Genomic DNA, 25,055 nt, shown 5'->3' with positions numbered 1-25,055 from the left:
TCGCAGTTGGGTCTTATCGATTTGTGCTGCGGCTGTGTTTCTGAGGGGTCCCCTGGATGGAAATACGGGAGGGATAGGAAGTGGTATTACCCTGTCGGTGTGGGTTGAGGGATGCTGAATGGTGCTGGATTGAAGAGAGTTCGCAGGGGTGGCCATGAGCGATCTGCTGCTCGCGCTTAAGGGAATTACTAAAGTGTTTCAGGTGGGCACCCTCTTTTCAAAGGTAAAAATCTATGCTGTTCGGGATGTTACCCTGGAAATCGAAAGAAAGCCAATCGTGTTCACCCTGGTAGGTGAAAGCGGAAGTGGAAAGACAACCCTTGCCAACCTTCTTTTGAGTGTTATCAGGCCTACAGAGGGAAGCATCTTCTTCCTGGGAAAAAAGCTGGAGAGTTATAGGAAACTGGAGCTGACCAGGCTGATTCAGCCAGTCTTCCAGAACCCCTATGAGACCTTCAATCCTCTGAAAAAAGTGGAAACGTACTTCTGGTCAATGGTGAAGATAGCGACCAACGGCACCAGTGCCCCTGAAACGTTGATAGAGCGAGCTCTGAATTCGGTTGCCCTGACCTGGGAGGAAGTGCGAGGCAAGTATCCGCATGAGTTCTCTGGCGGGCAGCTCCAGAGGCTGTCCATTGCCCGGGCGCTGATGGCCAATCCTGTGCTTTTGATAGCCGACGAGCCCGTTTCGATGTTAGATGCTTCTCTTCGGATATTTGTTCTTAACCTCTTTCGGAAACTCAAGGAAGAGCGAGGAGTATCTGTTATCTACATTACTCATGACCTTGCTACGGCCTACTATATCAGTGACCGAATAGGCGTTATGCTGAGGGGTTCCTTCGTCGAGACGGGGCCTGCTGAAAAGGTTCTACTCAACCCCCTGCATCCTTACACGGTGCTTTTGCGAGAGTCTGTTCCAAATCCGTATGAAGCCGGAAAAGCGCCCCAGGTCAGGAAGAAGCAACCCCTGGAGGTCGAGGAGTATTCTGAGGTGGGTTGCAGATTTGCTCTCAGGTGTCCTCAGGTGAAGGATATTTGCAAGAAAGAGGTCCCCCCAGATGTTCCTGTTGGTGACGTTGTGGTGAAATGCTGGCTTTATAAGTGAGCACAAGAAAGGAGGTGTTGCCATCTAACGGTAGAGACACCAAGTCCTTGGTCGCCGGTTCTTCAACGTGTGAAGGATAAGGGTTCACTGGTAATCCCAAAGAAGGAGGGAGGTTCCATGAGGCGTTGGTGGTTAGGAGGGTTAGTAGTTGTTGCGGTACTGGTGTTAGGGGCGGTTGCTTTTGCCCAGGAGGAAATCCTTCCCGGGGTGCCACGGAATGAAGTCATCATCATCGAGGATCCGTCAGGCCGCTCCCTCAACCCTGGAAGATTTAATCTCTGGGGAGGCGGTGTAACGAGCTGGTCTACAGGTCTCCAGCAGCTTTGCCTGGGTGCGCTGTGGTATATCGACCCCGACGAGGGCATAGAGGGAGAACCATGGATCAACCTGTTAGCGGCCGAGCCCCCCATTTACAACGAAGACTACACCGAAATGACCGTGAAGGTAAGGCAGGGGATTTACTGGAGCGATGGTGTTCCGTTCACCATAGACGACGTGATTTACACTGTGGAACTCCTGAAGGCACATCCCGAGATGACCTGGGGTGCCTATATGCAGGTGAACGTGGCAGAAGTCCAGAAGGTAGACGATTACACCGCAATATTTAAACTGACCAAGCCCAACGGCAGATTCCACACTGTTTTCACTGTAAGATGGTCGGCCTGTTACATCATGCCAAAGCACATCTTTGAGAAAGTGGAAGACCCCGTTGCCTTTGACTTCAACCCACCTGTTGGGACAGGGCCATACGTCTTAGAGTCCTACGATCCTAATGGGTACTGGTTCTTGTGGAGGTTGAGAGAGGACTGGGATAGGTCTGACCTTGGAGTAGCGTACGGGAAAAAACCGGGCCCCAAGTACGTCCTCTATAAGGGAGAAGCATCGCCCGAGAAGAAGGTTATGGAGCAGCTGGCCCATAGACTCGATATCATCCACGACCTGCCTCCTGAGGGAGCCATAACGCTGTACCGGGAGAATCCCAAGTGCGTTACCTGGTTTGATGGCTGGCCATGGGCACATCCTGACCCAACACTGCCCTCTCTGATTATGAACCACGAGCACTTCCCCTACAACCTCAAAGAGGTCAGGTGGGCGCTTACGCTGGCAATTGATATCGTTCAGGTTGCCCTGCAGGCTTACAACGGTTGTGCCACCATATCCCCCATTCACGTTCCTCCAACAGGTCTCTACCCCGAGTGGTATTTTGACAAGATAGAGCCATGGCTTAAGGAATTCACCCTCAAGGTGGGTCAGGAAGAGTTCAAGCCTTATGACTCTGAAATTCCGATGAAGATAGCGGATGCCGTAAGGTACGCATTTGGCTACGAGGTGCCGGACGATCCCCAGCAGATTAGAAAAATGGTTGGATACGGGTGGTGGAAGTACAGTCCCGAGTTTGCAGCAAAGCTCTTAGAAAGCGTAGGATTCAAGCGGGATAAGGATGGAAAGTGGCTGTTGCCCGATGGAAAACCCTGGAAGATCAGCATCCTTTGCGAGGCGGCTACAAGGTCTGTCATGACGCGGGCTGCCGTGGCAGTGGCTGAGCAGTGGCGTAAATTCGGTATCGATGCTCAAATAGAAGCCGTGGAACCCGCTATGCTCTGGACCAGGATGAACTACGGAGAAGATCCAAACACGATTTACTGGGCATGGTGCATCGAGACATGGGGAGGGCATCCAGACCTCTTCTGGTTCCTCGAGTCCTGGCATTCCGAGTACTACAGACCTACCGGGCAAACTGTCGTAGCGAAGAATCCGATGAGGTATAAGAGTGAGCGCATCGACAAGGTTATCGAAGAATTGAGGCGGACAGACTTCTTCAAAGAGACGGACAAGATTATCGAGCTTGGCCTTGAATACGTGAAGATATGCGTTGAGGACATGCCCATAATCCCGGTATTCTCTTACAACGTTTTCACCGTTTGCGATGGAACTTACTGGACCGGCTACCCCACCTCGGAGAATCCGTACACTAACCCCGTGCCGAACTGGGGCAATACGCGGTTCATGTTCATCAACATTCAGCCGGCGCCGAAGGAGTGAGGTGGGTTCCCGGGAAAGGACGATCCTGCAGCAATCCCCTGCCCCCCTGGGGGGCAGGGGATTGCTGAGAGGCTGGCGCTGGTAAGGCTCATATTGAGGAGGAGAAATGGGTGGGTAGCTTTGTAAAGTCATTCATAAAGTACTTTGTAGGAAGATTTGTTGTTTGTCTGCTGGTCATTTTTGTGGGGGTAACCATCACCTTTTTGATTCCAAGGCTCATCCCAGGGTCGAACCCGGCTGAGATTGCCGTCAGGAGAATCCAGATGGTTGGGGCTTATTTGCCTCCTGAAAGCGTGGAGAAGATGAAGGACGCACTCTTGAAGCTTTACGGCCTGGAAGGATCGATGATTCAGCAGTATTTTTCCTACTGGAGGGGATTGCTTAAGGGTGATTTGGGTCCCTCGTTTGCATCCTTTCCGACACCCGTTACTTCCCTGATTTCGAGGTCGCTTCCCTGGACAGCAGGGTTACTTGCTTTAACGGCCACGATATCCTGGTGTGTGGGAACCCTGCTTGGGGGTATAGCCAGTTACAGGGGTAAGGGTTTATGGGTGAGAATTTTTGAAATAGTTTCTAACGCCGTGAGGCCTATTCCCTACTACATCCTTGCCCTTGTCCTTCTTGTGATTTTTGCCTATGTTTTACGGTATTTTCCCACCGGAGGCGCCTTCCAGATAGGACTTGCTCCTTCCATGAGCTGGGCCTTTTTCAAAAGCGTTATCAAGCATGGGTTTTTGCCGGCTCTTTCGTTAATCATCGTGGGTGTAGGTGCCTGGTTCATCAACATGAGGAATCTCGTTTCCAACGTCATCCACGAGGATTTTGTGGTATTTGCGAAGCAGATGAAGCTGAAGGAATCGATACTTTTGAGAAGTTACGTAATGAAGGCCGCCATGCCTGCTCAGTTAACGGGACTTGCTCTGCAGCTTGGGACGGTTTTCAGTGGGACCATCATTACGGAAATCGTCTTTTCGTACCCGGGTCTGGGAACTCTGGCTTTCACGGCCATAATGCAGAATGACTATAACCTGGTCATGGGTATCACCCTGTATTCAATAGTGGCGATAGCTTTTGCGACGCTACTCGTGGATCTCCTGTTGCCCCTTGTTGACCCCCGTATTCAGTACACGGGTGGTGCTGCTTAATCAGGCTGGAGGTGCGACGGAATGCCTGTTGTTGCAATGTCGAAAGCAGTGGTTCGATTGCTTGAACGGGATGTGCGATTCAAAATTTCTTTGCCCGTTCTCATTGCGCTGGTAGTTTTTGCAGTGTTGTCGACCTTTTCTCCCTATGACCCTCGTGCATCCTATTACGTTCCGATTAACCGCCCGCCTTCGTGGAGTCACCCTTTCGGGACGAATGGAAGGGGGCAGGATCTTTTCTGGATTATGACCTTTGCGCTCAAGAATTCGCTTATCTTTGGCCTGGGGGTGGCTGCGCTCTCTCGCCTCATAGCGATGATGGTTGGCATTATCGCGGGGTATAAAGGAGGGGCAATAGACCAGGCGCTCATCCTTTTTTGCGACTCTCTGATTGTCTTGCCCATTTTTCCGATACTGATATTCTTAAAGCTTCTGGCAAAGGAAATGAGTTTTCCGATGCTTGCCATGGTGCTGGCCTTTTTTGGGTGGCCCTGGGATGCAAGGCTGATAAGGTCCCAGGTTCTAAGTTTGAGAGAGCGGAGGTTTACGGTTACTGCCTTGTTCTCGGGGAGAAGCACTTTGGGGCTGGTCTTCCAGGAGTACCTGCCCCATGTTCTTCCCATTGTATTTGCAACGACCATTAATAACATGCTCTGGTCGCTTGGTCTTGAAGTGACCTTATCAGTCCTTGGTCTTACCCCCTTAGATGTCCCAACCATGGGAACCATAACGTACTGGGCAATACAGCAACAGGCCCTGGTGATGGGTGCCTGGTGGTGGATTCTTTTCCCGGTGTTATTCGTAATTCTCCTTTTCACGTCGCTTTACCTTCTCTTCGTCAGCATGACCGATTTCATCAGTCCGCAAGCGAGGGTAGTGACCCAATGAGCGTTGACCAAAAAGTCATTCAGAAAACCGGAAGGCGAGAAACCGTTCTCTTAGAGGTGGAGAACCTGAGGGCGTACTATATGACCGAGCAGTTCGGGGTTACCAAGGAAGTTAAGGCTGTTGAGGGTGTATCGCTGAGCATAGAGGGGAGCAACTTCCTGGCAATTGTAGGAGAATCCGGTTGTGGCAAGACTACCCTGGCAAGGGTCCTGTACGGAGCGGTGGGGTCATTCCTTTTGGTTAAGGAGGGAAGGGTTTGCTATCGCTTTGGCGACCAGGAGTACGAGCTGTCTCCCACGAAGAATACCCTGAAGGATGCCTGGTGGAAGAAGATTTCCTGTGTTCCCCAAGGTTCGTTGAGTGCGCTCAATCCTGTCAGGAGACTAAGGGACATTTTTTACGATTTGACAACGTCTCATAATGTGGTATTCGACGAAGAGAAGATCAAGAACCATTTGGAAATGGTGGACCTTCCTCCCTATGTTTTGCGGGTTTACCCGTTTGAGCTTTCGGGAGGCATGAGGCAGAGAGTGGTCATAGCGCTGGCTACCTTCCTGAATCCGGCTGTGATTATTGCAGACGAGCCGACGTCTGCCCTTGATGTTGTTACCCAGAAGAACATTCTGCAGCTTTTAAGTGACATCCAGGCTGCCCTTGGGAGCATGATTGTTTTCATCACTCACGACATCTCGCTGATTCCCGGTTTGGCAAACATGATGGCAGTCATGTATGGTGGATGTATCGTAGAATATGGCCTGACGGAGTCTATTTTCACTAATCCACTTCATCCCTATACCCGGTTTTTGCTTTCATCGATGCCTGTTATAGGCGACAGAACGGAAAAAAGACCCATACCGGGCAGTCCAGTCAATCTTATCGATCCGCCCGAAGGCTGTAGGTTTTCTCCAAGGTGTTCATGTGGTAGGGATGTATGTGCCAGATTTAGGCCGGAACTGATTGAGGTTGATTCTAAGCGACATTGGGTAGCATGCTATTTATACCAATGAGGGTCCGGGAAGGGTTTAAATCGACAGCGATGGGGTGAAAACCTCTTAGTATTCTGGCACGAAGAAGGCAGGGCGAAAAGTTGCCCAACGCGAGTCTTTCAAGGTATCCCTGCGTGTTTACGGATGATGTGAATCTTTCCTGTCTCTTGGGCGAAAGAAGAGGGATTATCTTTCTTGCGCTGTTCTTTTTTGCTTTGTCCTCCTTCTCCCCCACTCCGGCCTCGGAATGCAGCCTCGTTATCGACACCTTCAGAACCCCTGTTGACCTTTCGCCATTCCAGGAGGCCATTGAAAAGTTTCGCAGGCTCCCGGTACGCATTGAGGTTGTGGACGAAAATGGGCAGAAGCTCGAGAACGTAGAAGTTTTTTGTGAGCAGGTATCCCATGAGTTCCTCTTTGGCAACGCTCCGGAGTACCTCATTTTCGCCTTTGCTCCCAGAGCCTATTCCCGTGGCGGACGATTTGGGGTGCAACCTCTGCCCCCGGAAAAGATTGCAGAGTACCAGCGCCTGTACCTTGAACTCTTCAACTTTGCCACGCTTCCTGCCTTTTACTGGAAAGACTACGAACCTGGGCCCGGTCGGTTCCCTCTGAAAGAGGCGGCATACCGTATCGCCAGGTGGCTGCAGGACCACGGGGTTCCTGTGAAGGGGCATACCCTGGTGTGGGGAAATCCTCCGGGTGTTGGGGTTCCTTCCTGGGTGTGGATGAAGGGACGTGCCGGTCGCTGGGAAGAAGTAAGGGAAGCGCTTTTTGGGCGCATACGCCGGGAGGTTCAGGATTTTAAAGGCCCTGTGCACCTGTGGGATGTGGTGAACGAGCCTGTTGTCCAGCCCTGGTTTGAGGGTCTGGGTCCTGAGTACGTTGCTGAGGCCTTCAGGGCGGTAAAGGAAATAGACCCCCAGGCCATCCTTGTGCTTAATGAATTCGGGATGTTGCTTGATGGGAACATACGAAAGCGGTTTATGGAAAAGGCCCGAAAGCTCCTTGAAGCCAGTGTCCCTGTGGACGTCATCGGCGTTGAGGCACACCTTTTCACCGCTGAGGACATCAAAAGACACCTGGAGTCGCTTGAGGACATTCGCTCTGCTCTGGATGAACTTGCCACTCTGGGGAAGCCCATTCACATTACAGAATTCCAGATTCCTCTGCCCGCGGTGGTGGGTGCTTTCGGGGTTTCGCCGGGGGAAGCCGAGTTGCTCCAGGCGGAACTTCTGAAAGTCTTCTACACGGTCTTTTTCAGTCATCCTGCGGTTTCAGCCATAACCTACTGGAATTTCTATCGAGCCTGGCAGCCGGGGAGCGGCTTCCTGAGAGACGATTTCACGGTAAAGCCCATGTATTTCGTCCTGAAGGACCTCATTCACCGGGAGTGGAAGACAAGGGTCCGCCTTTGTACCGGTGCGGACGGAACGGTAGCATTTCGCGGATTTCCCGGGAATTACCGGGTCCTAACTACGGCTCCCTCGGGAGAGCAAGAAGAACACTTCTTTTTTGTGAGAAGCGGCGCTTCGAATGCCTTTGTGCTTCAAGTGGGAGGGAAGAAAAAGTGAAGAAACGCCTTTTCCTGGCCGTCGTGCTCTTTGTTCTTTTTATCCCCTCCCTCGCTCTTGCCTCGGAGTACCACCTTGTTATCGACGCCTCGAAGAAGGGTCCCGAGATTCCCCGAACGCTCTATGGTATCTTCTTTGAGGACATCAACCATGCTGCCGATGGGGGGATATACGCAGAGCTTGTGCGAAATCGCTCCTTCGAGCACCGGAACCCTTCCGAGGGCTGGATATTCTCTGGAGATGAGGGTGTGCGCTTTGGCATTGAAGACGATACTCCCCTGTTACTGCAGAACCCCCACTATCTCCGGGTTGTGTTTCCTCCCTCCGGAGGCAGGGGCAGGGTGGTCAACGAGGGGTACGATGGGATCCCGATTGAAGTGGGGAAGACGTACCGTTTTTCCCTTTTTGCCCGGATGGAAGGACAATCTCCGGGGATCGTGCGGGTGAGCCTTGAAGATATGGCAGGGAAAACGTACGCCGAGGAGGAAATTCCCGTTCTTGATCCGGAGTGGAGGGAATACACCCTCAGGCTCTCTCCCCAGGAGAGCTGTCCCTCGGCTCGTCTTGTTCTGCATGTGGAAGGCCAGGGATCCGTGACCCTCGACATGGTCTCCCTCTTCCCCGAAGATACCTGGAAAGGCAGGGCCAATGGCTGGCGCCGGGACCTTGTGGAGATGCTTGCGGCACTTCGACCTGGGTTCCTCCGCTTTCCCGGGGGGTGCATCGTGGAGGGGCATCGCCTCGAGAACGCCTACCGCTGGAAGAAGACTGTTGGTCCTGTGGTGGAGCGACCGACCCAGTGGAATCTCTGGGGGTACCATCAGTCTTTTGGTCTGGGGTTTTTCGAGTACTTTCTCCTTGCCGAGGACCTCGGGGCAGAACCTGTGCCGATTCTCAACGCAGGGATTTCGTGCCAGGTTCGGGGAGCGGAGTTCGTCCCCCTTGAGGAGATGGATGAATGGGTCCAGGATGCCCTGGACCTCATCGAGTACGCAAACGAACCGGCAACGAGTCCCTGGGGAAAAGCGCGGGCAGAAAGTGGCCATCCGGAACCCTTTGGGTTGAAGTATCTGGGTATCGGCAACAAGAACTGGGGAGAGGAGTATTTTGCGCGCTTTGCCCTCTTCCAGCAAGCCATAAAAGAGCGATTCCCAGAGATTCAGCTCATTCTTGCCAGTGGAACCTCTCCCGCCGGTCCGATTTTTGAAAAAGCCTGGGAGTGGGCAAAGGCCCACGGGGTTGACATCGTCGATGAGCACATGTACATGCCTCCCCAGTGGTTTCTGGCCAATGCCAGTCGGTACGATGCCTACGACCGCGGGGGCCCGAAAGTCATGGTGGGAGAGTACGCGGCCCACACCCTGGGACGGAGGAATACCCTCGAAGCGGCTTTAGCCGAGGCGGCGTTCATGACCGGGATTGAACGTAACGCCGACGTCGTCGTTATGGCTTCCTATGCTCCCCTCTTCAACCGGGTGGGGTGGTCGCAGTGGGTTCCAGACCTCATCTGGTTCGATAACCTTCGGGTCTTCGGAACCCCGAGTTACTACGTCCAGTACCTTTTCAGCACGAACCTCGGGGACTTTGTCCTCCCTTCCGCTCTTGAGTGTCCCAGGGAAAAGGATTTTCCACCCATCCGGGGCCTTATGGGTCTGGGGAGCTGGGGAACCCAGGTGGCCTTTGACTTCGTGCGGGTTCTGGATCCCCAGGGGAATGTGCTTTTCGAAGAGGGCTTTGAGGAAGGACGGAGGTGGAGGTGGTATCGGGGCGTCTGGGAAGCACGGGGTGGGCTTTTGCGACAGCGAAGTTTTGGTGAAGACTGCCGGGTTTATCTCGGGGAGAAGCCTTGGGGCGACTGCGTCGTTAAGGTTTTGGCAAAGAAAATCGGTGGCAGCGAGGGATTCCTCGTTTTCTTTGGGGTTCAGAATGACTTCAACTACTATCTCTGGAACGTTGGGGGCTTCGGCAACACGGTTTCCGTAGTCGAGAAGGCCATTGCAGGACAAAAAATCGCCCTCAGCAAAAGCGTTCCCCTGACGGTTGAAAACGATCGCTTCTACCATCTGCGAATCGAGGTTTCAGGGCGAAGGATCCGCTGCTTTCTTGATGGCACCCTCATTCACGAGGTTGAGGATACAACGGGTCTCAGGCCCCTGTACCATGTGGCGAGTTTCGACAGAGGTTCGGGAGACATCATCGTCAAGGTGGTCAATCCTTTTCCTGAGGAGAAACACACCGTGGTTACCATCTCCGGTGAAGTGGAGCTGACCGGAAGAGGGAAGGCCCTGGTGCTTGCGGGGGATCCTGAAGACGAAAATAGCTTCCTGGAACCTTTCAACATCGTTCCTCGCGAGATACCCCTTTTCGGCCTTTCCCGCTCGTTTTCCCATGTTTTCCCACCCTTTTCGGTCACTATCCTGAGGATTGAAACCCTTGAAGGGAGGAAGGACGATGAACGCTCACGTGAAAGTCTGGGGAGTAAAAACCGGAACCATTAGTCCACTCATCTACGGGCATTTCATCGAGCACCTCGGCCGGTGTATCTACGGTGGGGTGTTCGACGAAGACTCACCTCTTGCAGACTCTTCGGGGTTCCGCAAAGATGTTCTTGAGGCAGTGCGGCGCATCAAGTGTCCTGTCCTCCGCTGGCCCGGGGGGAATTTTGCTTCGGCCTACCACTGGGAAGACGGTATCGGCCCCAGGGAAAGACGACCAAAGCTCATCAACTACGTCTGGGGAGGGATTGAGACCAATCGCTTCGGGACGGATGAATTCATAGAGTACTGTCGAAGGATTGGAGCCGAACCGTACCTTGCGGTGAGCCTTGGGACCGGGACTCTGGATGAGGCCCTGCACTGGCTGGAGTACTGTAACCTCGATACCCCCACAAAGTACGCCGAAATGCGCAAAACGTTTGGTCATCCCGAGCCGTACCGGGTGAAGTACTGGGGCGTGGGCAACGAGGTCTACGGACCGTGGCAGGTGGGGCACTGCAGTGCCCGGGAGTATGCGGAGAAACTCCGCCAGTTTGCCATGTTCATGAAGGCCCTGGACCCCTCAATCCAGATTATCGCCGTTGGGGCCGATGACCCGGAATGGGACCTCACCGTTCTCAAGCACGCCGGGAAGGTCATCGACTTCATCTCCATCCATCAGTACCACGGGTCTGAGGACTACTATGAAACCGTTGCGGCAGCCTATTATGTGGAAGAGCGCCTGAAGCTCCTTGCCGGCCTCATCAAAAGCACCCGCATGGACCACGTGAAGATTGCCTTTGACGAGTGGAATGTCTGGTACCAGGTGGACCCGGAGGAGGAGGCCCAGGAAAAGGGCATCGTCTACCTTGAGGAGCCCTACACCCTGAAGGACGCCCTCTTTGCCGCAGGGATTTTCCTTGTTCTACACCGCTTAAGCGACGTCGTGGGTATGGCAAATCTCGCCCAGATGGTGAACGCCCTGGGGATGATCAAGACCCGGAAAGACGCCATGGTCCTCACCCCTATCTACCACGTCTTTGACCTCTTCGTGAACCACACGGGAACTGTGCGGCTTGGGTGCGAGGTCCTGGCGGACTCCTATGCCATCCGGGCAAAGAGCTTCCTCAAGGGTCGGAGCTCCTTTGCTCTGGAGCGGGTCCCCTACTTCGATGCCTCGGCAACGTATGATCCCTCCCGGAATGTCCTCTCGCTGGCCATAGTGAATTTCCACAGAGACGAACCCTGCGAGGTTGTGGTGGACCTCTCCGATATTCCCGCAGGGAAGGAGGGGCGGCTTTTTGAGCTGACCGCTCCGGATGTTCTTGCCGGGAACGATTTTGCCTCTCCAGACCGGGTGGTTTCGGTATCCCGCACCGTTGCCCTCTCGGAAAGCCCGTACTCCCTTCCTCCCCACACCCTGTGGGTGCTTGAGATTCCTCTTGAGAAGGCTCTGCCGGAAGCTGTCTGAAGACCTCTGAGTGCCCTGTGCCGGCTCCAGGAGCCGGCACAGGTGTTTCCCAGGAAACCTACCGGAAATGGCAGGCGATGCAGCGTTTTTTCTTCAACACATCTGGTATGAATTGTACTGGTAATAGAAAGTTTTTCGTAACAGGTATACAATATGCAATGAGGACAGAAGACCAGGTGGGATGGAGGCAGAAAATGGGCCGAAGGAAGGGATTACGACCGCTCCATGTGGCGCTCCAGGAGACCATTAAGGCTGTCATTCGGGACGAGGGTATACAACCTGGGGGGAGGATTCCTTCAGAGCGGGAACTCAGCGAGAGATGCCAGGCCAGCCGGAGCAGCATCAGAAAGGCCATCCTTGCCCTGATGCATGAGGGCATTCTCGTCCGGGTACCCGGAAAGGGGACTTTTGTAGCCGGAGCCGATAGTTCCCGTGCGACCTCCCTGCACCGCACCGGGAACATTGGTTTTGTGGTCTTTCTCTCTGCCCTTGACCGCTCTCGCCCAGATATCCAGGCGCACGTTACCGAGAACGGAAGGGTGTCCTGGATGCCTTTTTACTCAGAGGTCTTTGAAGGGGCCAGCCATGAGCTACAGAGGAACGATTTCCACCTGCTCTTCTTTGCTGTGTACCAGGACACACCGACTGAGAAGTCGAAATTCAGGGAGTTTTTGAATAAGGTCGACGGGCTTATCGTCTGCGAACTGGCTTCCTCTGCCTTTGCCCAGCTCCTTGAGGCCTCTCCGGTGCCGGTGGTCCTTGTGAATCCTTCAATTATACCTCGCTCCCTCAAGACGGATATGCTTCTTATAGATAACTTTGGTGGGGCCTATCAGGCGGTCAGCTATCTCATCCGCCTTGGGCACCGGGCCATAGGTCTGATCAATCACCCCACACGATACAACCGCTCTGCCCAGGAACGTTTCCAGGGTTACCGGGCTGCGCTGCGTCGGGCCGGGATTGGGTATGATGAAAAGCTTGTGGAGTACGGTGACTGGAGCATGGAGAGCGGATACCTCGCCATGGAACGCCTCCTTAAGCGCGGTGTGTCAATGACAGCCGTTTTTGCCACCAATGACGAAATGGCTATCGGTGCCATGAAGGCGGCGAGGGAACAGGGCCTACGGATTCCAGAGGACCTGAGCATTGTGGGCTTTGATGATGCTCCGATATCCTCAAATGCCTTTGTTTCGCTCACAACTGTACGGGTCTACAAGCGGGAGATGGGGAGGTACGCTACCCAGAGAATCCTGCACCGCATCAGAGAACCTCAGCTTGTGCCGGTACAGACGATCTTTCCTACGGAGCTTGTGGAGCGGAATTCCTGCCGTCAGATTGAGTAAGGCCACCTTTTCCTGAACACTGAACCACGGGAGAGGTTTCAGAGACAATCATACCGGTATGAATGAGCGCCACCGGAGATCCTCGTGTCCTTTCTCCTCCCGTTTTTGGGGCTCTCTCTGCGCTTGAGCCTCTCCAGAGTGTTCTGGTTCAGAAAATCCCGAAGCACTTGCATGCCGGGATCTCCGATTCGGGTGCAGGAGGTAGGAGTTCTCCGAGTTTCCGAGAAATTCACCGTGCTGGATGCCAGCTTCCCTTCTGGTTATTGACAATGGAACGCAACACCCTTATTATAGAACCGGTTGCAAAATTTATCACCAATTGCATACTGGTATGAAAAATGTGGTGCACATTTTGCCCGCAGGTTTCAGAAAAGCTGACTGGGGGAGGTGAGAGGTTCCCAGAAATGGCGGCCTTTGACAAAGCGTGTTCAGGTGGTCAAAAACTCCGAAAGCTTCAGGGGGTGGGGAAAGCATGAAGAAAGCGGTGGTTTTGGGGCTGGTGTTGCTGGTGTCCGTGTTTTCGGGTGTTTCCGTTTTTGCGGAAACGGTAATCAAGTATGCCCACTGGAATGCCTTGCCATCTGACCCCTACAATTACGTTAAGGCCTTTGAGGAGAAAAATCCTGACATCAGGGTGGAATTCATGCAGATTCCAGAGGCTGAGTACTCCCAGAAACTGAGATCTATGGCCATGACCGGGACTGCTCCGGATGTCCTTTGCCTCTGGGAGGCCGACCTTGCCGACTTCGTCAGGGCTGGATGGGTGCTGAGCCTTGACGACTACATCAAGCAGAGCAAGGAGCTCAGTCTCGACGATTTTATCCCGGCGGTTACGCAGCTCATGCAGCTCCAGGGAAGCCTTTACGGCCTTCCCTGGTGCTTCGCCACGGAAATTATGTACTACAACAAGGACCTATTTGACAAAGCAGGAGTAGCGTATCCCGGTATGGACTGGACCTGGGAAGATTTCGAGAACGCGGCCAAGAAGCTCACCGTTGAGAGCGACGGCAAGGTCGTTCAGTGGGGCTGTGACGCCCTGGGCTTTCAGGGGTTATGGTATTCCCTGGCGGGGGCGTTCGGTGATAAGATCGTTGACGAGCAGGGTCGTTTCTCCATGGGGTCCGGGACCAGGGAGTTCCTGCAGCGTTGGTTTGACCTAACCAATAAAGATAGGGTTGTAGCCTCTCCTCAGGTCACGACCTCCGGTGTGGTCTCTGCGGACCTTTTCATGGCTGGGAAGGCGGCTATGGCATTCAACGGGAGCTGGATGACCTCAGTCTATAAGGACATCAAGGATTTCGCCTGGGACATCGCTCCTATCCCCAAAAAGGCACGACACTACTCCACCCTTCACACCGGGTTCTTTGCGATCAATGCGCGAAGCGGGTCTAAAGATGCGGTCTGGAGGTTCATCGAGTTCTGCATGAGCGAAGAAGGCCAGAAACTCATCAACGAAGCCTACAGTAACCCCTCGGCGCGCCTTTCCATTCTCAAGAAGGGCTACTACAGGGTGGAAGGTCCTAAGGGACCAAGGAACTGGGATGCCATCGAGCAGACAGCTCAGTTCGCCGAGTGGGGCTATGTATTGCTGCCACCGGGTCTGACCTTTGATATTGTGAAGGATTTTAACGCAGCCATTCTCGGGCAGCTGAGTGTTGACGATGTCGTTGAGCAGGCCAGGAACAAAGCGGTGGACATCCTGGGAGAGGAGAAGGTCGCACAGTAAGTGAGTGTGCGGGGGGCTTCTGCCCCCCTTTTCTTTTTTCTGCTACAGGTGGGGAGTCCTGTGACACGACCCGGGGAAAGCGGAAAGGCATATCTCTTCGTTCTCCCATGGATTCTGGGGTTTGTGCTGTTCACGGGTGGGCCAATCCTGGCCACTGTTGTTTTGAGTTTCACGAAGTGGGACCTTATCGGGTTCCCTAACTGGATAGGGCTTGGCAATTACGCAAGGCTCTTTCGCCAGGGGTCAGAATTCTGGATTGTTCTGAAGTTCACGGCGTTTTACACCGTGTTCTCCGTCGCTATCTCGGTGGGCTGGGCACTGTTTGAGGCAGTGTTGCTCAACGCCAGGAACATTCGCGGCACAAGCCTCTTTGGCTTCTTCTACTTTATTCCCGCCGTTGTGCCCATGGTGGCCCTGACCTTTGCCTTCCAGCTGATTCTGCACAAGGAGCTCGGGATTCTCAACTATGTCCTGTCGCTTCTTGGGTTCAGGGAAACCCCGAACTGGCTTGTGGACCCCAAACTCGTGGTCTGGGTTGTGGTGGCGCTCAACATTTACACCTTCTATGCGGGTCAGATGATGCTCATATTCGACAGCGCTTTGAAGGAAGTCCCCAGGGAGCTCTACGAGGCTGCAGAGATTGACGGAGCCGGCCGCTTCACACAGTTTCTGAAGATCACGCTTCCGGCAATATCGCCGATTCTGCTCTTTAACCTGGTCACCGCGACCATAAGCTCGTTGAACACCTCCTTTACCCTGCTCTATCCCCTGACGGCTGGAGGGCCCGGAAAGGTCACCCAGGCGATAAGCCTTGATATCTACCACAATGCTTTCAAGACCTTCCGGGTGGGCTATGCCTGTGCCGAGTCCATTATCCTCTTTGGCATCGCCGCTTTGGCTTCTTTTCTGATGTTTGTTCTGTCAAAGCGGTGGGTGTACTACGAAGTTTAGGGGCTGGGGGGTTCTGGAGTGCAGGGTCGCAGACGCAAAAGATACACCAGCATGCACCAGTACCTGCTCATGGTAGTGGTGGCTCTGGTGATGTTCTTCCCTATCCTCTGGATCATCCTGTCCTCTTTCAAGCCTATGATTGAATTTAGCGTGTTCCCGCCCAGAATTTTGCCCTCGCGCCTTTACTGGCAGAACTACGCGGAGGTTTTTGCCAACAGCAAGCTCCTTGTGTATTTGAGGAACACCCTGATTCTGATTGTCGGGAATACTGTCGGGACCCTCCTGTCAAGCTCCATGGTTGCCTATCCCCTGGCGAGGATGCGTTTCAAGGGAAGGGAGGTCATTTTTAGTCTGATCCTCATGACGATGATGGTTCCCGGTTACGTGACCATCATTCCCCAGTATGTCCTTTTCAAACAGCTGGGATGGCTGGATACCTTTTTGCCTATCATCGTTCCGGCCTTTTTCGCGTATCCCTACAACGTGTTCCTGTTCAGGCAGTTCTATCGGACCATCCCCCGGGAACTCGATGAAGCGGCGAAAATAGATGGTTGCAGCGAATGGGGGGTTTTCCTGAGAATCATTGCCCCGATTTCCCGACCCATCTTCATCACCATTGGTACCCTCTCGTCCATCTTCTGGTGGAACGAGTTTTTCATCCCTATGGTGTTCCTCAACTCTGAGGACCTGAAGCCCCTCAGTGTCGGCATCTACAGCTTTTCCCGGACTACCTTTGTTGTCCGATGGGACCTCATCATGGCCATGGCGACCATCATGCTGCTTCTGCCTATGGCCTTGTTCCTTTTAGCCCGTCAGTACATTACCGAAGGAATCAAAACCACAGGATTCAAGTGATGCCTCCTGATGTTTTCAAGCATCCTGTGGATGCAGGGAAAATGGCCTGGCGCGGAGGGTGAGGAACATGGAGAAAAAAACACTGGAACACCTTGATCTTGGTGCGGTCAAGGTTGCGGCAGCGGGTTTCTGGGGGAAGAGAATCCTTCAGGTGAAAGAAACGGTCATTCCCTACCAGTGGGAGGCCTTAAACGACAGAGTGCCGGGGGCTCCGAAGAGCCATGCAGTGGAGAATTTCCGCATTGCTGCAGGGCTGGCTTCGGGGGAGTTCTACGGGTGGGTCTTTCAGGATAGCGACGTGGCAAAGTGGCTTGAGGCGGCAAGCTACTGCCTCTGGAACTTTCCGGACCCGGAGCTTGAGCAAAAGGTCGACGAGGTCATCGACCTTGTGGCTCAAGCGCAGAGGCCCGATGGGTACCTCAACACCTACTTCACCATTAAGGACCCGGAGAGTCGCTGGAAAAACCTCCGCGACAATCATGAGCTCTACTGTGCCGGGCATTTCATCGAGGCCGGGGTTGCCCACTACAGGGCAACAGGGAAAGGGAAGCTCCTCGAGGTGGTTTCCCGCCTTGCTGACCACATTGCCGACCGCTTCGGCGATGGACCAGGGAAGCTGCGGGGATATCCCGGGCATCCTGAGATTGAGCTTGCCCTGGTGAAGCTGTACCGGGTCACAGGAGAACGACGGTACCTCGACCTTGCTGCGTTTTTTGTCAACGAGCGGGGGAAGAAACCCCTGTACTTTGAACTCGAGGCAAGAGCACGGGGAGAAAAGGAACTCCCCTGGCCGTTTTGGACTCCTGCCTACTGCCAGGCACACCTTCCGGTGCGGGAACAGCAAGAGGCCGTGGGCCACGCCGTTCGGGCGATGTACCTCTATAGTGCCATGGCCGATCTTGCTCTGGAGCTCCATGATACCACCCTTTTTGCAGCCTGCAGGACGCTCTGGGAAAATGTCACAGAGCGCCGGATGTACGTCACCGGGGGCCTTGGGTCTTCGGCTCAGGGTGAGGCATTCACCTTCGATTACGATTTGCCCCCTGACCGGGCTTACGCCGAGACCTGCGCTAGCATCGGTCTAGTCTTTTGGGCCCACCGGATGCTTCGTCTTGAAGTGGACCGGACCTATGCCGACGTTATGGAACGGGCCCTGTACAACGGGGTGTTGAGCGGTATGTCTCTGGACGGTACCGCCTACTTCTATGTGAACCCTCTTGAAGTTGTGCCTGAGGCGGTGCAAAAGAGGTATGACCTGCAGCACGTGGTGCTGTCTCGCCAGAAATGGTTCTCCTGTGCCTGTTGCCCACCGAACCTTGCCAGACTTCTTGCTTCTTTACCTTCCTATCTCTATTCAGAGGATGGGGAAACCCTCTACGTTCACCTCTTCGCCGAAAGTGAGGTAACCGTAGACCTCGAGAAAGGGCGGGTTGTCCTCTTGCAGAAGACCGGTTACCCCTGGGAGGGAGACATCCGCTTTGAGGTGTTCCCCGCAGCACCTCAGGAGTTCACTCTGGCGGTGCGAATTCCCGGATGGTGTCGGGAAGCGAAAATCCGGGTGAACGGTGAGGAAACGGACGTTTCTCCCCTTGTCGAGCGGGGGTATGCAAGGATTCGGCGGCTCTGGCAAAAGGGAGACCAGGTGGAGCTTTCCCTTGCTATGCCCGTTGAGCGGGTACGGGCGCATCCTGGAGTGCGTGATGCTTCGGGAAAAGTAGCCCTGCAGCGGGGCCCTGTGGTGTTTTGCCTTGAGGAAGTAGACAACGGTCCGGGTCTTTCGCAGATTGTTTTGCCTGGAGATGCCGAGCTCTGTGCGGCGTTTTGCCCGGAGCTTCTTGGGGGCGTTGTGGTGCTTTCTGGAGAAGCAGAAAGGGAGGTTGCCGCTTCAAGCCACCTCTACACCTTCCATCGGTCTCAAAGACGCAGAGTCCCCATCACCGCCATCCCCTACTACGCCTGGGGGAACCGGGGGATGGGGGAGATGACGGTGTGGATTCGGGAGGGGTGATCCCGGCGGCAGAAAGGACCTTATCGCTTTTTCTCCCGAAGAGCTTTAAGGTCGCTCTCAAAGAGCTTCCAGTTGAGCGCTGCATGGCTCATCCCCAGGGCAAGAAGGAGGAACCCTCCCACAGGATGCGCCCTGGTAGCGAAGTTCCAAAGCGGCAGAGGCATCACGCCTCCGCTCTGGGCAACAAGGAGGATGCTCCCTGTGGTGACCATGAAAAGGAGCAGAATGAGCATCGAAAGCGCCACAACCCCGCGGATGCGGATGGTGGTTTTCGTCACGGTGCTCGCCTCCTTTGGGACGGAAATTCCAGGTAGAGTCCAGGGCCTGGACTCTACCTGGTTTGCTTTTACCGAGACCTCACAAAAGCAGGCGCCCGTTTTTCAGGTCGTCGATGAGCCGGCTGATGTTGCTCTTTGTGAGGACGCCCCTTTCGACGAACCAGGCAAAGAGAAGATCGTAGAATTCGGCGCTTCCGGTGCTCTGGTTAGCGACAAGGTTTGTGAAGTGACGGAGCTGGTTGTCGGTGGGAGGGTCAGGGGGAGGCAGGGATTCCGGAGAAAGGTACTTTTTCAGGCGAAGGTAGAGCCTTGCGGTGGCGATGGCATCCTGGGCGTTGTAACGGGCGATGTCGAAGTACCGCCCTTCGAGGAAGGCGTCGTGGACCTTTGCCCCGTCCATTCTGCCCTTGTTGAGGGGAATACCGAATCTCCGGCACACGAATTCCAGGGTGTACCGGTACCCAGAGATCGAACAGGAGAGGAACTGGGCAAGATCCAGGTGGCCATCGGAAAGACGAGGAGAATGCGGTGCAGCAATAGACGGCGGAAGGTCAAGGCCGTGGATCATACTCCGGAGGCGGAGGACCGGGAGGTCGAAGCTTTGACCGTTGTAGGTCACAAGGAGTTCTGCGCCCTCAAGGTCCTGCCAGAGCTCCTCAAGGAGGAGCTCTTCGGATTCGAAGAGGTTTTCCTCAGGACTTGGGCAGAGAACAGGCGTATAGCGAATGGGGAAGGGATGGGTTTCCCGGACTTCCTCACCGCTACTTGAGATGTAGTGCACAGAGACTCCGGTAATTTTCCCTTCCTCCACGCAGGCTGCGGCGGCAGAAATCACCTGGAGGACATAGGGGTTCAGGGCAAGCTCCTGCTCAAGCTCTTCATCAGAACGGTCCTTCTCCCCTCGCGTTCGGAGGTAGTGGTACTCGGGAAACCCAAGGTCTTCGATTGAAGCAAAGGTCTCAATGTCAACGGCCACGACTCGCAAATCTCTCACCAGGAGTATACTACCGGAACCTCTCTTGCCGGACAAGAGAGGTTGAGTTCGTTTTCCTTTGGAGTTCCTTCGTGATGCTTCCCCTCTTGCAGGGAAAAGGCCTTTCTTTCATCCTTGTCCCTGGAGTTCTCAGGGAAGGACAATCCTCCCCCGGTGAGTTTCTGGTAATATCCCGGTGACGAGGGGATGGCCCAAGGTCCCGCCATATGACAGCCATTCCTCTGAGCGGGTGAGGTTGAGGAGGTAAAATCCCCTCAGGGAGTTTGGGATGGAGAGGGCTGGAAAAGCCCCAAGAGTTGGTACTATCGATAGAAGTATACGAAAATACGGGCACCCCTTATCCTTAACTCTGTTATAATACTTCCGGGGGAGGTGAGAGAAAAGAAGAGGCCCGTTTTTCCTGTACCAGCGAGGTTGGTCATTTCCTTTGAAGGGAGGAAGGAGCATGAGGCGTCTGGTCGTTCTTGCGGTCGTTGGTGTGGTGCTTCTGGGTCTTTTGGGTGGGGGGCAAGCTTTTGCTGCGGGGAAGTACCGTTTCATCTTCATTTCCCATGCCGGCGAAGAGAATCCCTTCTGGGCTGCAGTGTACAAGGGGGCGCAGGATGCGGCAAGCCTCCTCGGGGTAGATTTCACCTTTGTCCGTCCCAAAGAGGAAGGCGATCTGGCGGCACAGCTTGCAAACTTCAAGGCTGCTCTGGCTCAGAAACCCGATGGCATCATTACCACCATCCCGCACCCGGACATGTTCGACGAAGTGATCAAAGAAGCTATCGACGCCGGTATACCTGTTATCTGCTCCAATACTGATGACCCTGAAGGTGCAAAGGGGAACGCCCGCTTGGCCTATATTGGGCAGGACCTGGAGCAGGCTGGGTATTTCCTTACTTCAAAGCTCACCGAGGGGCTCCCGGCAGGGGAGAAGTACCATTTCCTCATCAGCGTTGGTGGTCCTGGTCTTGTATGGGCGGAGCAACGTGCGAAAGGCATCATCCGGCGCCTTGAAGAGCTTGGGTACACCTACGAGCGGCTTGATACGACCATGAAGATGGACGTAGCACAGTCCCGGATTCAGGCGTACCTCCAGGCTCATCCGGAAACCAAGGGGGTCATCGCGGTTGAGTACAACCATGCTTCTGCGGCAAAGGCGGCGAAGAACCTGGGGTATAAGCCCGGAGAATTGCTCATCGGTGGCTTTGACCTCGTGCCAGAGGTCCTTGCCGAGATTAAATCCGGGTACATTAAACTCACCATTGACCAGCAACCGTACCTCCAGGGGTACCTCCCCATCGTTCAGCTCTACCTGATGAAAGAGTATGGTCTTAGCGCCTGGGATGTGAATACGGGCAATGCGGTTGTTGACGCTTCGAACGTCGACCGGGTCATAGAACTCTCTCAGAAGCGGGTACGGTAGAAGTTCCGGGGAGCCCCAAGAGGGCTCCCCGTTCCAAAGGAGGAGAAAACGTGCGACACACACTCCTTTTTACCCTCCGGCGAGCATTACTCCTTCGTGAAATCAGCAGCCTCATCATGCTCCTTGTGGTGATTCTCGTGTTCTTCGCCCTCTCGCCTCTTTTCCTGAGCCGGGAAAACGTGGGCGTCGTCCTCGAGATCATCCCGGAACTCGGGATTGTCGCTTTAGGAGTGACGATGCTCATGATTGCCGGCGAGTTCGACCTCTCGGTGGGGTCCCTTTTTGCTTTCTGCCCCATCATGATCTCCCTTTTCGTGAGCGAGGGTATCCACCCCGTACTCTCCATCGTGCTTGCTCTCCTACTCTCGCTACTTCTTGGAGGCCTCAACGGGTTTGTAACGCTCTATTTCGGGATTCCTTCGTTTATCACCACTCTTGGCACCATGCTGATCTGGAGGGGGGCGGTGCTCCTCATCTCGGGTGGATGGCCCCCGCCGTTTTCATCGGCCCTGCCCACGGCTTTCCTTGTGGGGAGGATGGGGATTTTCAGGGCTTCTCTCCTCTGGTTCGTGGGGATTACCGTTCTCCTCTGGTTCATCCTGGAACGCACCGATTTCGGGAACTGGATGTTCGCCACCGGCGGCAACCAGGTTGCCGCACGGGCCATGGGCATCGACACAGGAAAGGTGAAGCTCGCCAATTTCATGCTCTGTTCGCTCCTTGCAGGTTTTGCCGGGGTTATTCAGTCGTTTCGGCTCGAGACGACCCTCCCCTCGATGGGCGGTAGTCTCGAGATGGAGGCCATTGCTGCTACAGTTATCGGAGGCACGGCGCTTTCAGGAGGTGTCGGGACTGTCATCGGGACCGTCATTGGGTCCTTCCTCATCCGTATCATCGACAACGGCCTAGTCATGGCTCGGGCACCAAGCTACTGGTTCCGCGTTTTCATCGGTATCGCAACGATTCTTGCCGTCATTCTCAATACCTTCGTTCGGGAACGAGCCCGAAAGATGAGGTGTTAGCGGTGGAACGAAAAAACCTCGTTGAGATGGTGAACATCCACAAGTGGTTCTCCGGAGTATGCGCCCTTCGGGGAGTGGACTTCTCCGTGGGGTATGGCGAGGTTGTCGGTCTCGTCGGGGACAACGGCGCTGGAAAGTCCACGCTCATCAAGATTCTCTCTGGAGTGTACCCACCTGACGAGGGGAAGATTTACTTTGAAGGAAAAGAGTGCCACTTCTCCTCCCCTCGTGAAGCCAGGATGCTGGGCATTGAGACCATTTACCAGGAAGCAGCCATGGTGCCGAAGATGAGCGTCATGCGGAACATCTTCATGGGGAGGGAGCTGGCAAGATTCCGCGTCGGTCCCCTGGCGTACCTCGACATCCCCCGGATGGAGGAAGAGTCCATGAAAGCTCTCGAGAGAGTGGACCTTCGGCTCCGTTCGCCTCATGCTCCGGTGGATGAACTCTCGGGGGGTCAGAGGCAGGGTGTGGCCATTGCCCGGGCGATGTATTTCAAATCAAAGCTCGTCATTCTCGACGAACCGACCAACAACCTCTCGGTGAAGGAGTCTGAACGGGTCCTTGAATTCATTAGAGAACTTAAGAAACAGGGCATTTCGAGCATTTTCATCTCCCACAACCTGTACCATGTATACCCCGTGGCTGACCGGATTGTGGTCTTGAGCCACGGCGAAAAGATTGGGGACTTCCGTAAAGAGGAAACGTCGGTTGAGGAGATCACCAAGCTCATGGTTTTGCCGTAAGTCCATGGTGCTTAGGACACAGGGCCCGGAAGAAAAACTTCCAGGCCCTGTTTTTCCGTACTTCAGGAGGATGGAGGCGGAATAACGGGCTCAGGAAGCGGAAGCTTCAGCCATTCCTCGATTTCCTCTTCGCTGGCGTCCCAGCGGTACGCAACGTTCAGGTTTTCCTTCGAGATGAGTTGCGTTGGTGCCCAGTAGAAGTGCCCCGGTTCGATTTCTCCCTTGATAACCCCGAGCAAGATGCGCAGGGCCATGACCGAGGCAATGGACGGCGGGTTGGCATTGGTGAGCTGGAGCTTCCCCTCCCGAATGAGGTCAAGTCCATAGGGAGCCCCATTTTGTGAAACGATTTTCACCTGTTCGAGCTTCCCGAGCCGTTCCAGAGCATTGACAACACCCACAGCCATATCCTCGTTCTGGACGAACATCCCCACGATGTCCGGGTGAGCAGTAATGATGTTCGTAGCTGCCTCATAGGCCTTTTGCCTGTTCCACTCTGCAGAGACCTTGGCCACAACCTGCAGGTTTGGATTCTTCGCAAGCCCTTCAAGGAAACCCTCAGTGTACGCTTCTGCATCGCCCCTTCCCAGGGTTCCTTCAATAATCGCGATTTTCCCGCTTGGAATGTTTTCCGCCATCCACTCTCCAAGGGGTCGTGCAAACCCTTTGAGGTCTATCTGCATGAACCCCGCGGATTTTGGCAAGAGGTCCGGATGGTATCCGTACTGGAAGAATATGGGAACCCCAGCCTTGCTCGCTGCATCGACGGCTGCCCTTTCGGAAGAGAGCGATACGGCGTAGATGAGTATTCCGTCAACGCCACGGGAGATAGCGTCCTGGACGTTTGCCAGTTCCTGAGCCGGGTCAAGATTTGAAGTATAGATAATCATCTTGACCCCAAGCTTCTTTGCCGCTATTTCCGCAGCCTGTGAGCCATACTGGTAGTACGGCTCTCCCGTTGCCCGGATGAAAGCAATTTCCAGCTGGTCTTCTGCGAAAACGCTTCCAAAGAGTAGGACCACCGCGCAAAGCACCATAACACCCATAACCCACGCATTCCCTCTCCTCATGGCAATACCTCCTTTACGCCCGGCTTGAACTCTCCCTCACTTTGAACCCTGGAACATGACCGCCATCACCATAATTGCCCCAAGGACCACGTTTTGCAGGTTGGCGCTCACCCCCATCAGGTTGAGACTATTTGACACAAGCCCGAGTAACAGCACCCCAAGAAGCGTCCTCCAGACGCTTCCCCTTCCCCCAAAGAGAGGAGTTCCCCCTATAACCGTTGCTGCTACAGCCCGAAGTTCGTATCCGCTTCCCATTGTTGGGAGTGCTGAATCCAGAATGGCGCTAAGGACTATGGCGGCAATGCCTACACACACTCCATTGAGTGCGTAGAGGATGACCTTTACCCTTCCCACGCGAATTCCAGAGAGCCGTGAGGCTTCCTGGTTGCCTCCGATGGCGTAAGCGTATCTTCCCAAGGGAAAGTAACGCAGGAAGATATCTGCGACGACCAGAACGGTGAGGAACACGAAAACTGGCAGCGGGATACGCAGGAAGTCTCGAATGCCGATGAGCTCGTAAAGTCCCCCCATGCCGTTAATGGGACTTCCCCGGCTAATGGCGATAGCGATGCCCTGAAGGAAGGTCATCATGCCAAGGGTAATGATGAAGGGATGGGCTCGCTCGGTTGCAGCCAAAAGACCATTAAAGGCCCCAAATCCTACAGAGGTGCAGAATGCGAGGAGAATGGCGAGGGGGAGCGACTGGAACCGAAGGATGACCAGACCAGCTATGTAGGCGCTGAGCGATAGCAGGCTTCCTACGGAGAGGTCCAGCCCTCCCGAAACAAGAAGAATAGTTGCGCCGATACTGACAATACCAAGAACCGAGACTTGAAGCATGATGTTGAGTGCGTTCTGGAGGGTCAGGAACCTGGGGTTCACTATACCTGTGATAAGGGCGAGGACAAGAAGGACGAGAACCAGCACATTTCTTCCGCCAAAGATGGCCAGAAAGACTTTGCCCATTT

The 25,055-nt window shown here is 54.4% G+C and carries 20 protein-coding genes; 16 read left to right on the top strand and 4 right to left on the bottom strand.

Features of this window, described 5'->3' with window-relative positions:
- Positions 1 to 154 precede the first annotated feature (154 nt).
- From ACP6EK_RS02790 to ACP6EK_RS02730, 13 genes are all read left to right on the top strand, one after another.
- On the top strand, positions 155 to 1,105 hold the full coding sequence (locus ACP6EK_RS02790) for an ABC transporter ATP-binding protein (protein ID WP_438317578.1): 951 nt from the start codon (positions 155 to 157) through the stop codon (positions 1,103 to 1,105).
- A gap of 117 nt (positions 1,106 to 1,222) precedes the next feature.
- Positions 1,223 to 3,148, top strand: coding sequence for an ABC transporter substrate-binding protein (locus ACP6EK_RS02785; RefSeq protein WP_438317575.1), 1,926 nt, complete (start codon positions 1,223 to 1,225; stop codon positions 3,146 to 3,148).
- Positions 3,149 to 3,258: 110 nt separating this feature from the next.
- The gene (locus ACP6EK_RS02780; RefSeq protein WP_438317571.1) at positions 3,259 to 4,293 is read left to right on the top strand and encodes an ABC transporter permease; all 1,035 of its coding nucleotides are present in this window, start codon (positions 3,259 to 3,261) and stop codon (positions 4,291 to 4,293) included.
- Positions 4,294 to 4,314: 21 nt separating this feature from the next.
- The gene (locus ACP6EK_RS02775; RefSeq protein WP_438317568.1) at positions 4,315 to 5,178 is read left to right on the top strand and encodes an ABC transporter permease; all 864 of its coding nucleotides are present in this window, start codon (positions 4,315 to 4,317) and stop codon (positions 5,176 to 5,178) included.
- Positions 5,175 to 6,185, top strand: coding sequence for an ABC transporter ATP-binding protein (locus ACP6EK_RS02770; RefSeq protein ID WP_438317565.1), 1,011 nt, complete (start codon positions 5,175 to 5,177; stop codon positions 6,183 to 6,185). Before ACP6EK_RS02775 ends, ACP6EK_RS02770 begins: the two co-directional genes overlap by 4 nt.
- 146 nt (positions 6,186 to 6,331) lie before the next feature.
- Positions 6,332 to 7,738 carry an endo-1,4-beta-xylanase gene (locus ACP6EK_RS02765; RefSeq protein WP_438317562.1) on the top strand — a complete coding sequence of 469 codons (1,407 nt, stop codon included), beginning with the start codon at positions 6,332 to 6,334 and terminating at the stop codon, positions 7,736 to 7,738.
- Entirely contained in the window at positions 7,735 to 10,236 is a 2,502-nt protein-coding gene (locus ACP6EK_RS02760) for an alpha-L-arabinofuranosidase C-terminal domain-containing protein (RefSeq protein WP_438317559.1), read from the top strand. The genes ACP6EK_RS02765 and ACP6EK_RS02760 overlap by 4 nt, the downstream gene beginning before the upstream one ends.
- Entirely contained in the window at positions 10,190 to 11,683 is a 1,494-nt protein-coding gene (locus ACP6EK_RS02755; protein WP_438317557.1) for an alpha-N-arabinofuranosidase, read from the top strand. The genes ACP6EK_RS02760 and ACP6EK_RS02755 overlap by 47 nt, the downstream gene beginning before the upstream one ends.
- A 194-nt stretch (positions 11,684 to 11,877) precedes the next feature.
- The gene (locus ACP6EK_RS02750; protein ID WP_438317554.1) at positions 11,878 to 13,026 is read left to right on the top strand and encodes a substrate-binding domain-containing protein; all 1,149 of its coding nucleotides are present in this window, start codon (positions 11,878 to 11,880) and stop codon (positions 13,024 to 13,026) included.
- A 472-nt stretch (positions 13,027 to 13,498) separates the two neighbouring features.
- Entirely contained in the window at positions 13,499 to 14,752 is a 1,254-nt protein-coding gene (locus tag ACP6EK_RS02745) for an ABC transporter substrate-binding protein (RefSeq protein ID WP_438317551.1), read from the top strand.
- Positions 14,753 to 14,812: 60 nt separating this feature from the next.
- Positions 14,813 to 15,703: a carbohydrate ABC transporter permease gene (locus ACP6EK_RS02740; RefSeq protein ID WP_438317548.1), complete on the top strand. Its 891-nt coding sequence runs from the start codon at positions 14,813 to 14,815 to the stop codon at positions 15,701 to 15,703.
- Between the two features lie 18 nt (positions 15,704 to 15,721).
- Positions 15,722 to 16,558: a carbohydrate ABC transporter permease gene (locus tag ACP6EK_RS02735; RefSeq protein ID WP_438317545.1), complete on the top strand. Its 837-nt coding sequence runs from the start codon at positions 15,722 to 15,724 to the stop codon at positions 16,556 to 16,558.
- A gap of 67 nt (positions 16,559 to 16,625) precedes the next feature.
- Entirely contained in the window at positions 16,626 to 18,566 is a 1,941-nt protein-coding gene (locus ACP6EK_RS02730; protein WP_438317543.1) for a glycoside hydrolase family 127 protein, read from the top strand.
- Positions 18,567 to 18,586: 20 nt separating this feature from the next.
- Here the strand turns inward: ACP6EK_RS02730 and ACP6EK_RS02725 are convergent, their stop codons facing one another.
- Complete coding sequence (locus ACP6EK_RS02725; protein WP_438317540.1) at positions 18,587 to 18,844, bottom strand: hypothetical protein; 258 nt, start codon at positions 18,842 to 18,844, stop codon at positions 18,587 to 18,589.
- A 79-nt stretch (positions 18,845 to 18,923) separates the two neighbouring features.
- Positions 18,924 to 19,838, bottom strand: a complete 915-nt coding sequence (locus ACP6EK_RS02720) for a ribonuclease H-like domain-containing protein (protein ID WP_438317537.1) — start codon at positions 19,836 to 19,838, stop codon at positions 18,924 to 18,926.
- A gap of 445 nt (positions 19,839 to 20,283) precedes the next feature.
- Here ACP6EK_RS02720 and ACP6EK_RS02715 point away from each other — a divergent pair, with 445 nt between their 5' ends.
- Genes ACP6EK_RS02715 through ACP6EK_RS02705 form a run of 3 tightly spaced genes read left to right on the top strand, consistent with a single transcriptional unit; the run spans position 20,284 to position 23,017 of the window.
- Positions 20,284 to 21,249, top strand: a complete 966-nt coding sequence (locus ACP6EK_RS02715; protein WP_438317534.1) for a sugar ABC transporter substrate-binding protein — start codon at positions 20,284 to 20,286, stop codon at positions 21,247 to 21,249.
- A 50-nt stretch (positions 21,250 to 21,299) separates the two neighbouring features.
- The gene (locus tag ACP6EK_RS02710; protein WP_438317531.1) at positions 21,300 to 22,271 is read left to right on the top strand and encodes an ABC transporter permease; all 972 of its coding nucleotides are present in this window, start codon (positions 21,300 to 21,302) and stop codon (positions 22,269 to 22,271) included.
- A 26-nt stretch (positions 22,272 to 22,297) separates the two neighbouring features.
- Positions 22,298 to 23,017, top strand: coding sequence for an ATP-binding cassette domain-containing protein (locus tag ACP6EK_RS02705; protein WP_438318848.1), 720 nt, complete (start codon positions 22,298 to 22,300; stop codon positions 23,015 to 23,017).
- Between the two features lie 62 nt (positions 23,018 to 23,079).
- On the opposite strand, the gene ACP6EK_RS02700 is transcribed toward ACP6EK_RS02705, so the two are convergent.
- Positions 23,080 to 24,087, bottom strand: a complete 1,008-nt coding sequence (locus tag ACP6EK_RS02700; protein WP_438317528.1) for a sugar ABC transporter substrate-binding protein — start codon at positions 24,085 to 24,087, stop codon at positions 23,080 to 23,082.
- A gap of 36 nt (positions 24,088 to 24,123) precedes the next feature.
- Positions 24,124 to 25,053: an ABC transporter permease gene (locus ACP6EK_RS02695; protein WP_438317525.1), complete on the bottom strand. Its 930-nt coding sequence runs from the start codon at positions 25,051 to 25,053 to the stop codon at positions 24,124 to 24,126.
- Positions 25,054 to 25,055: the final 2 nt, after the last annotated feature.

Source organism: Candidatus Caldatribacterium sp. SIUC1, assembly GCF_051549785.1.
In the GTDB taxonomy this organism is placed as follows: Bacteria; Atribacterota; Atribacteria; order Atribacterales; family Caldatribacteriaceae; genus Caldatribacterium.
Note: the sequence above shows the minus strand (reverse complement) of the source record. Positions and strands in the feature narration are given on the sequence as shown.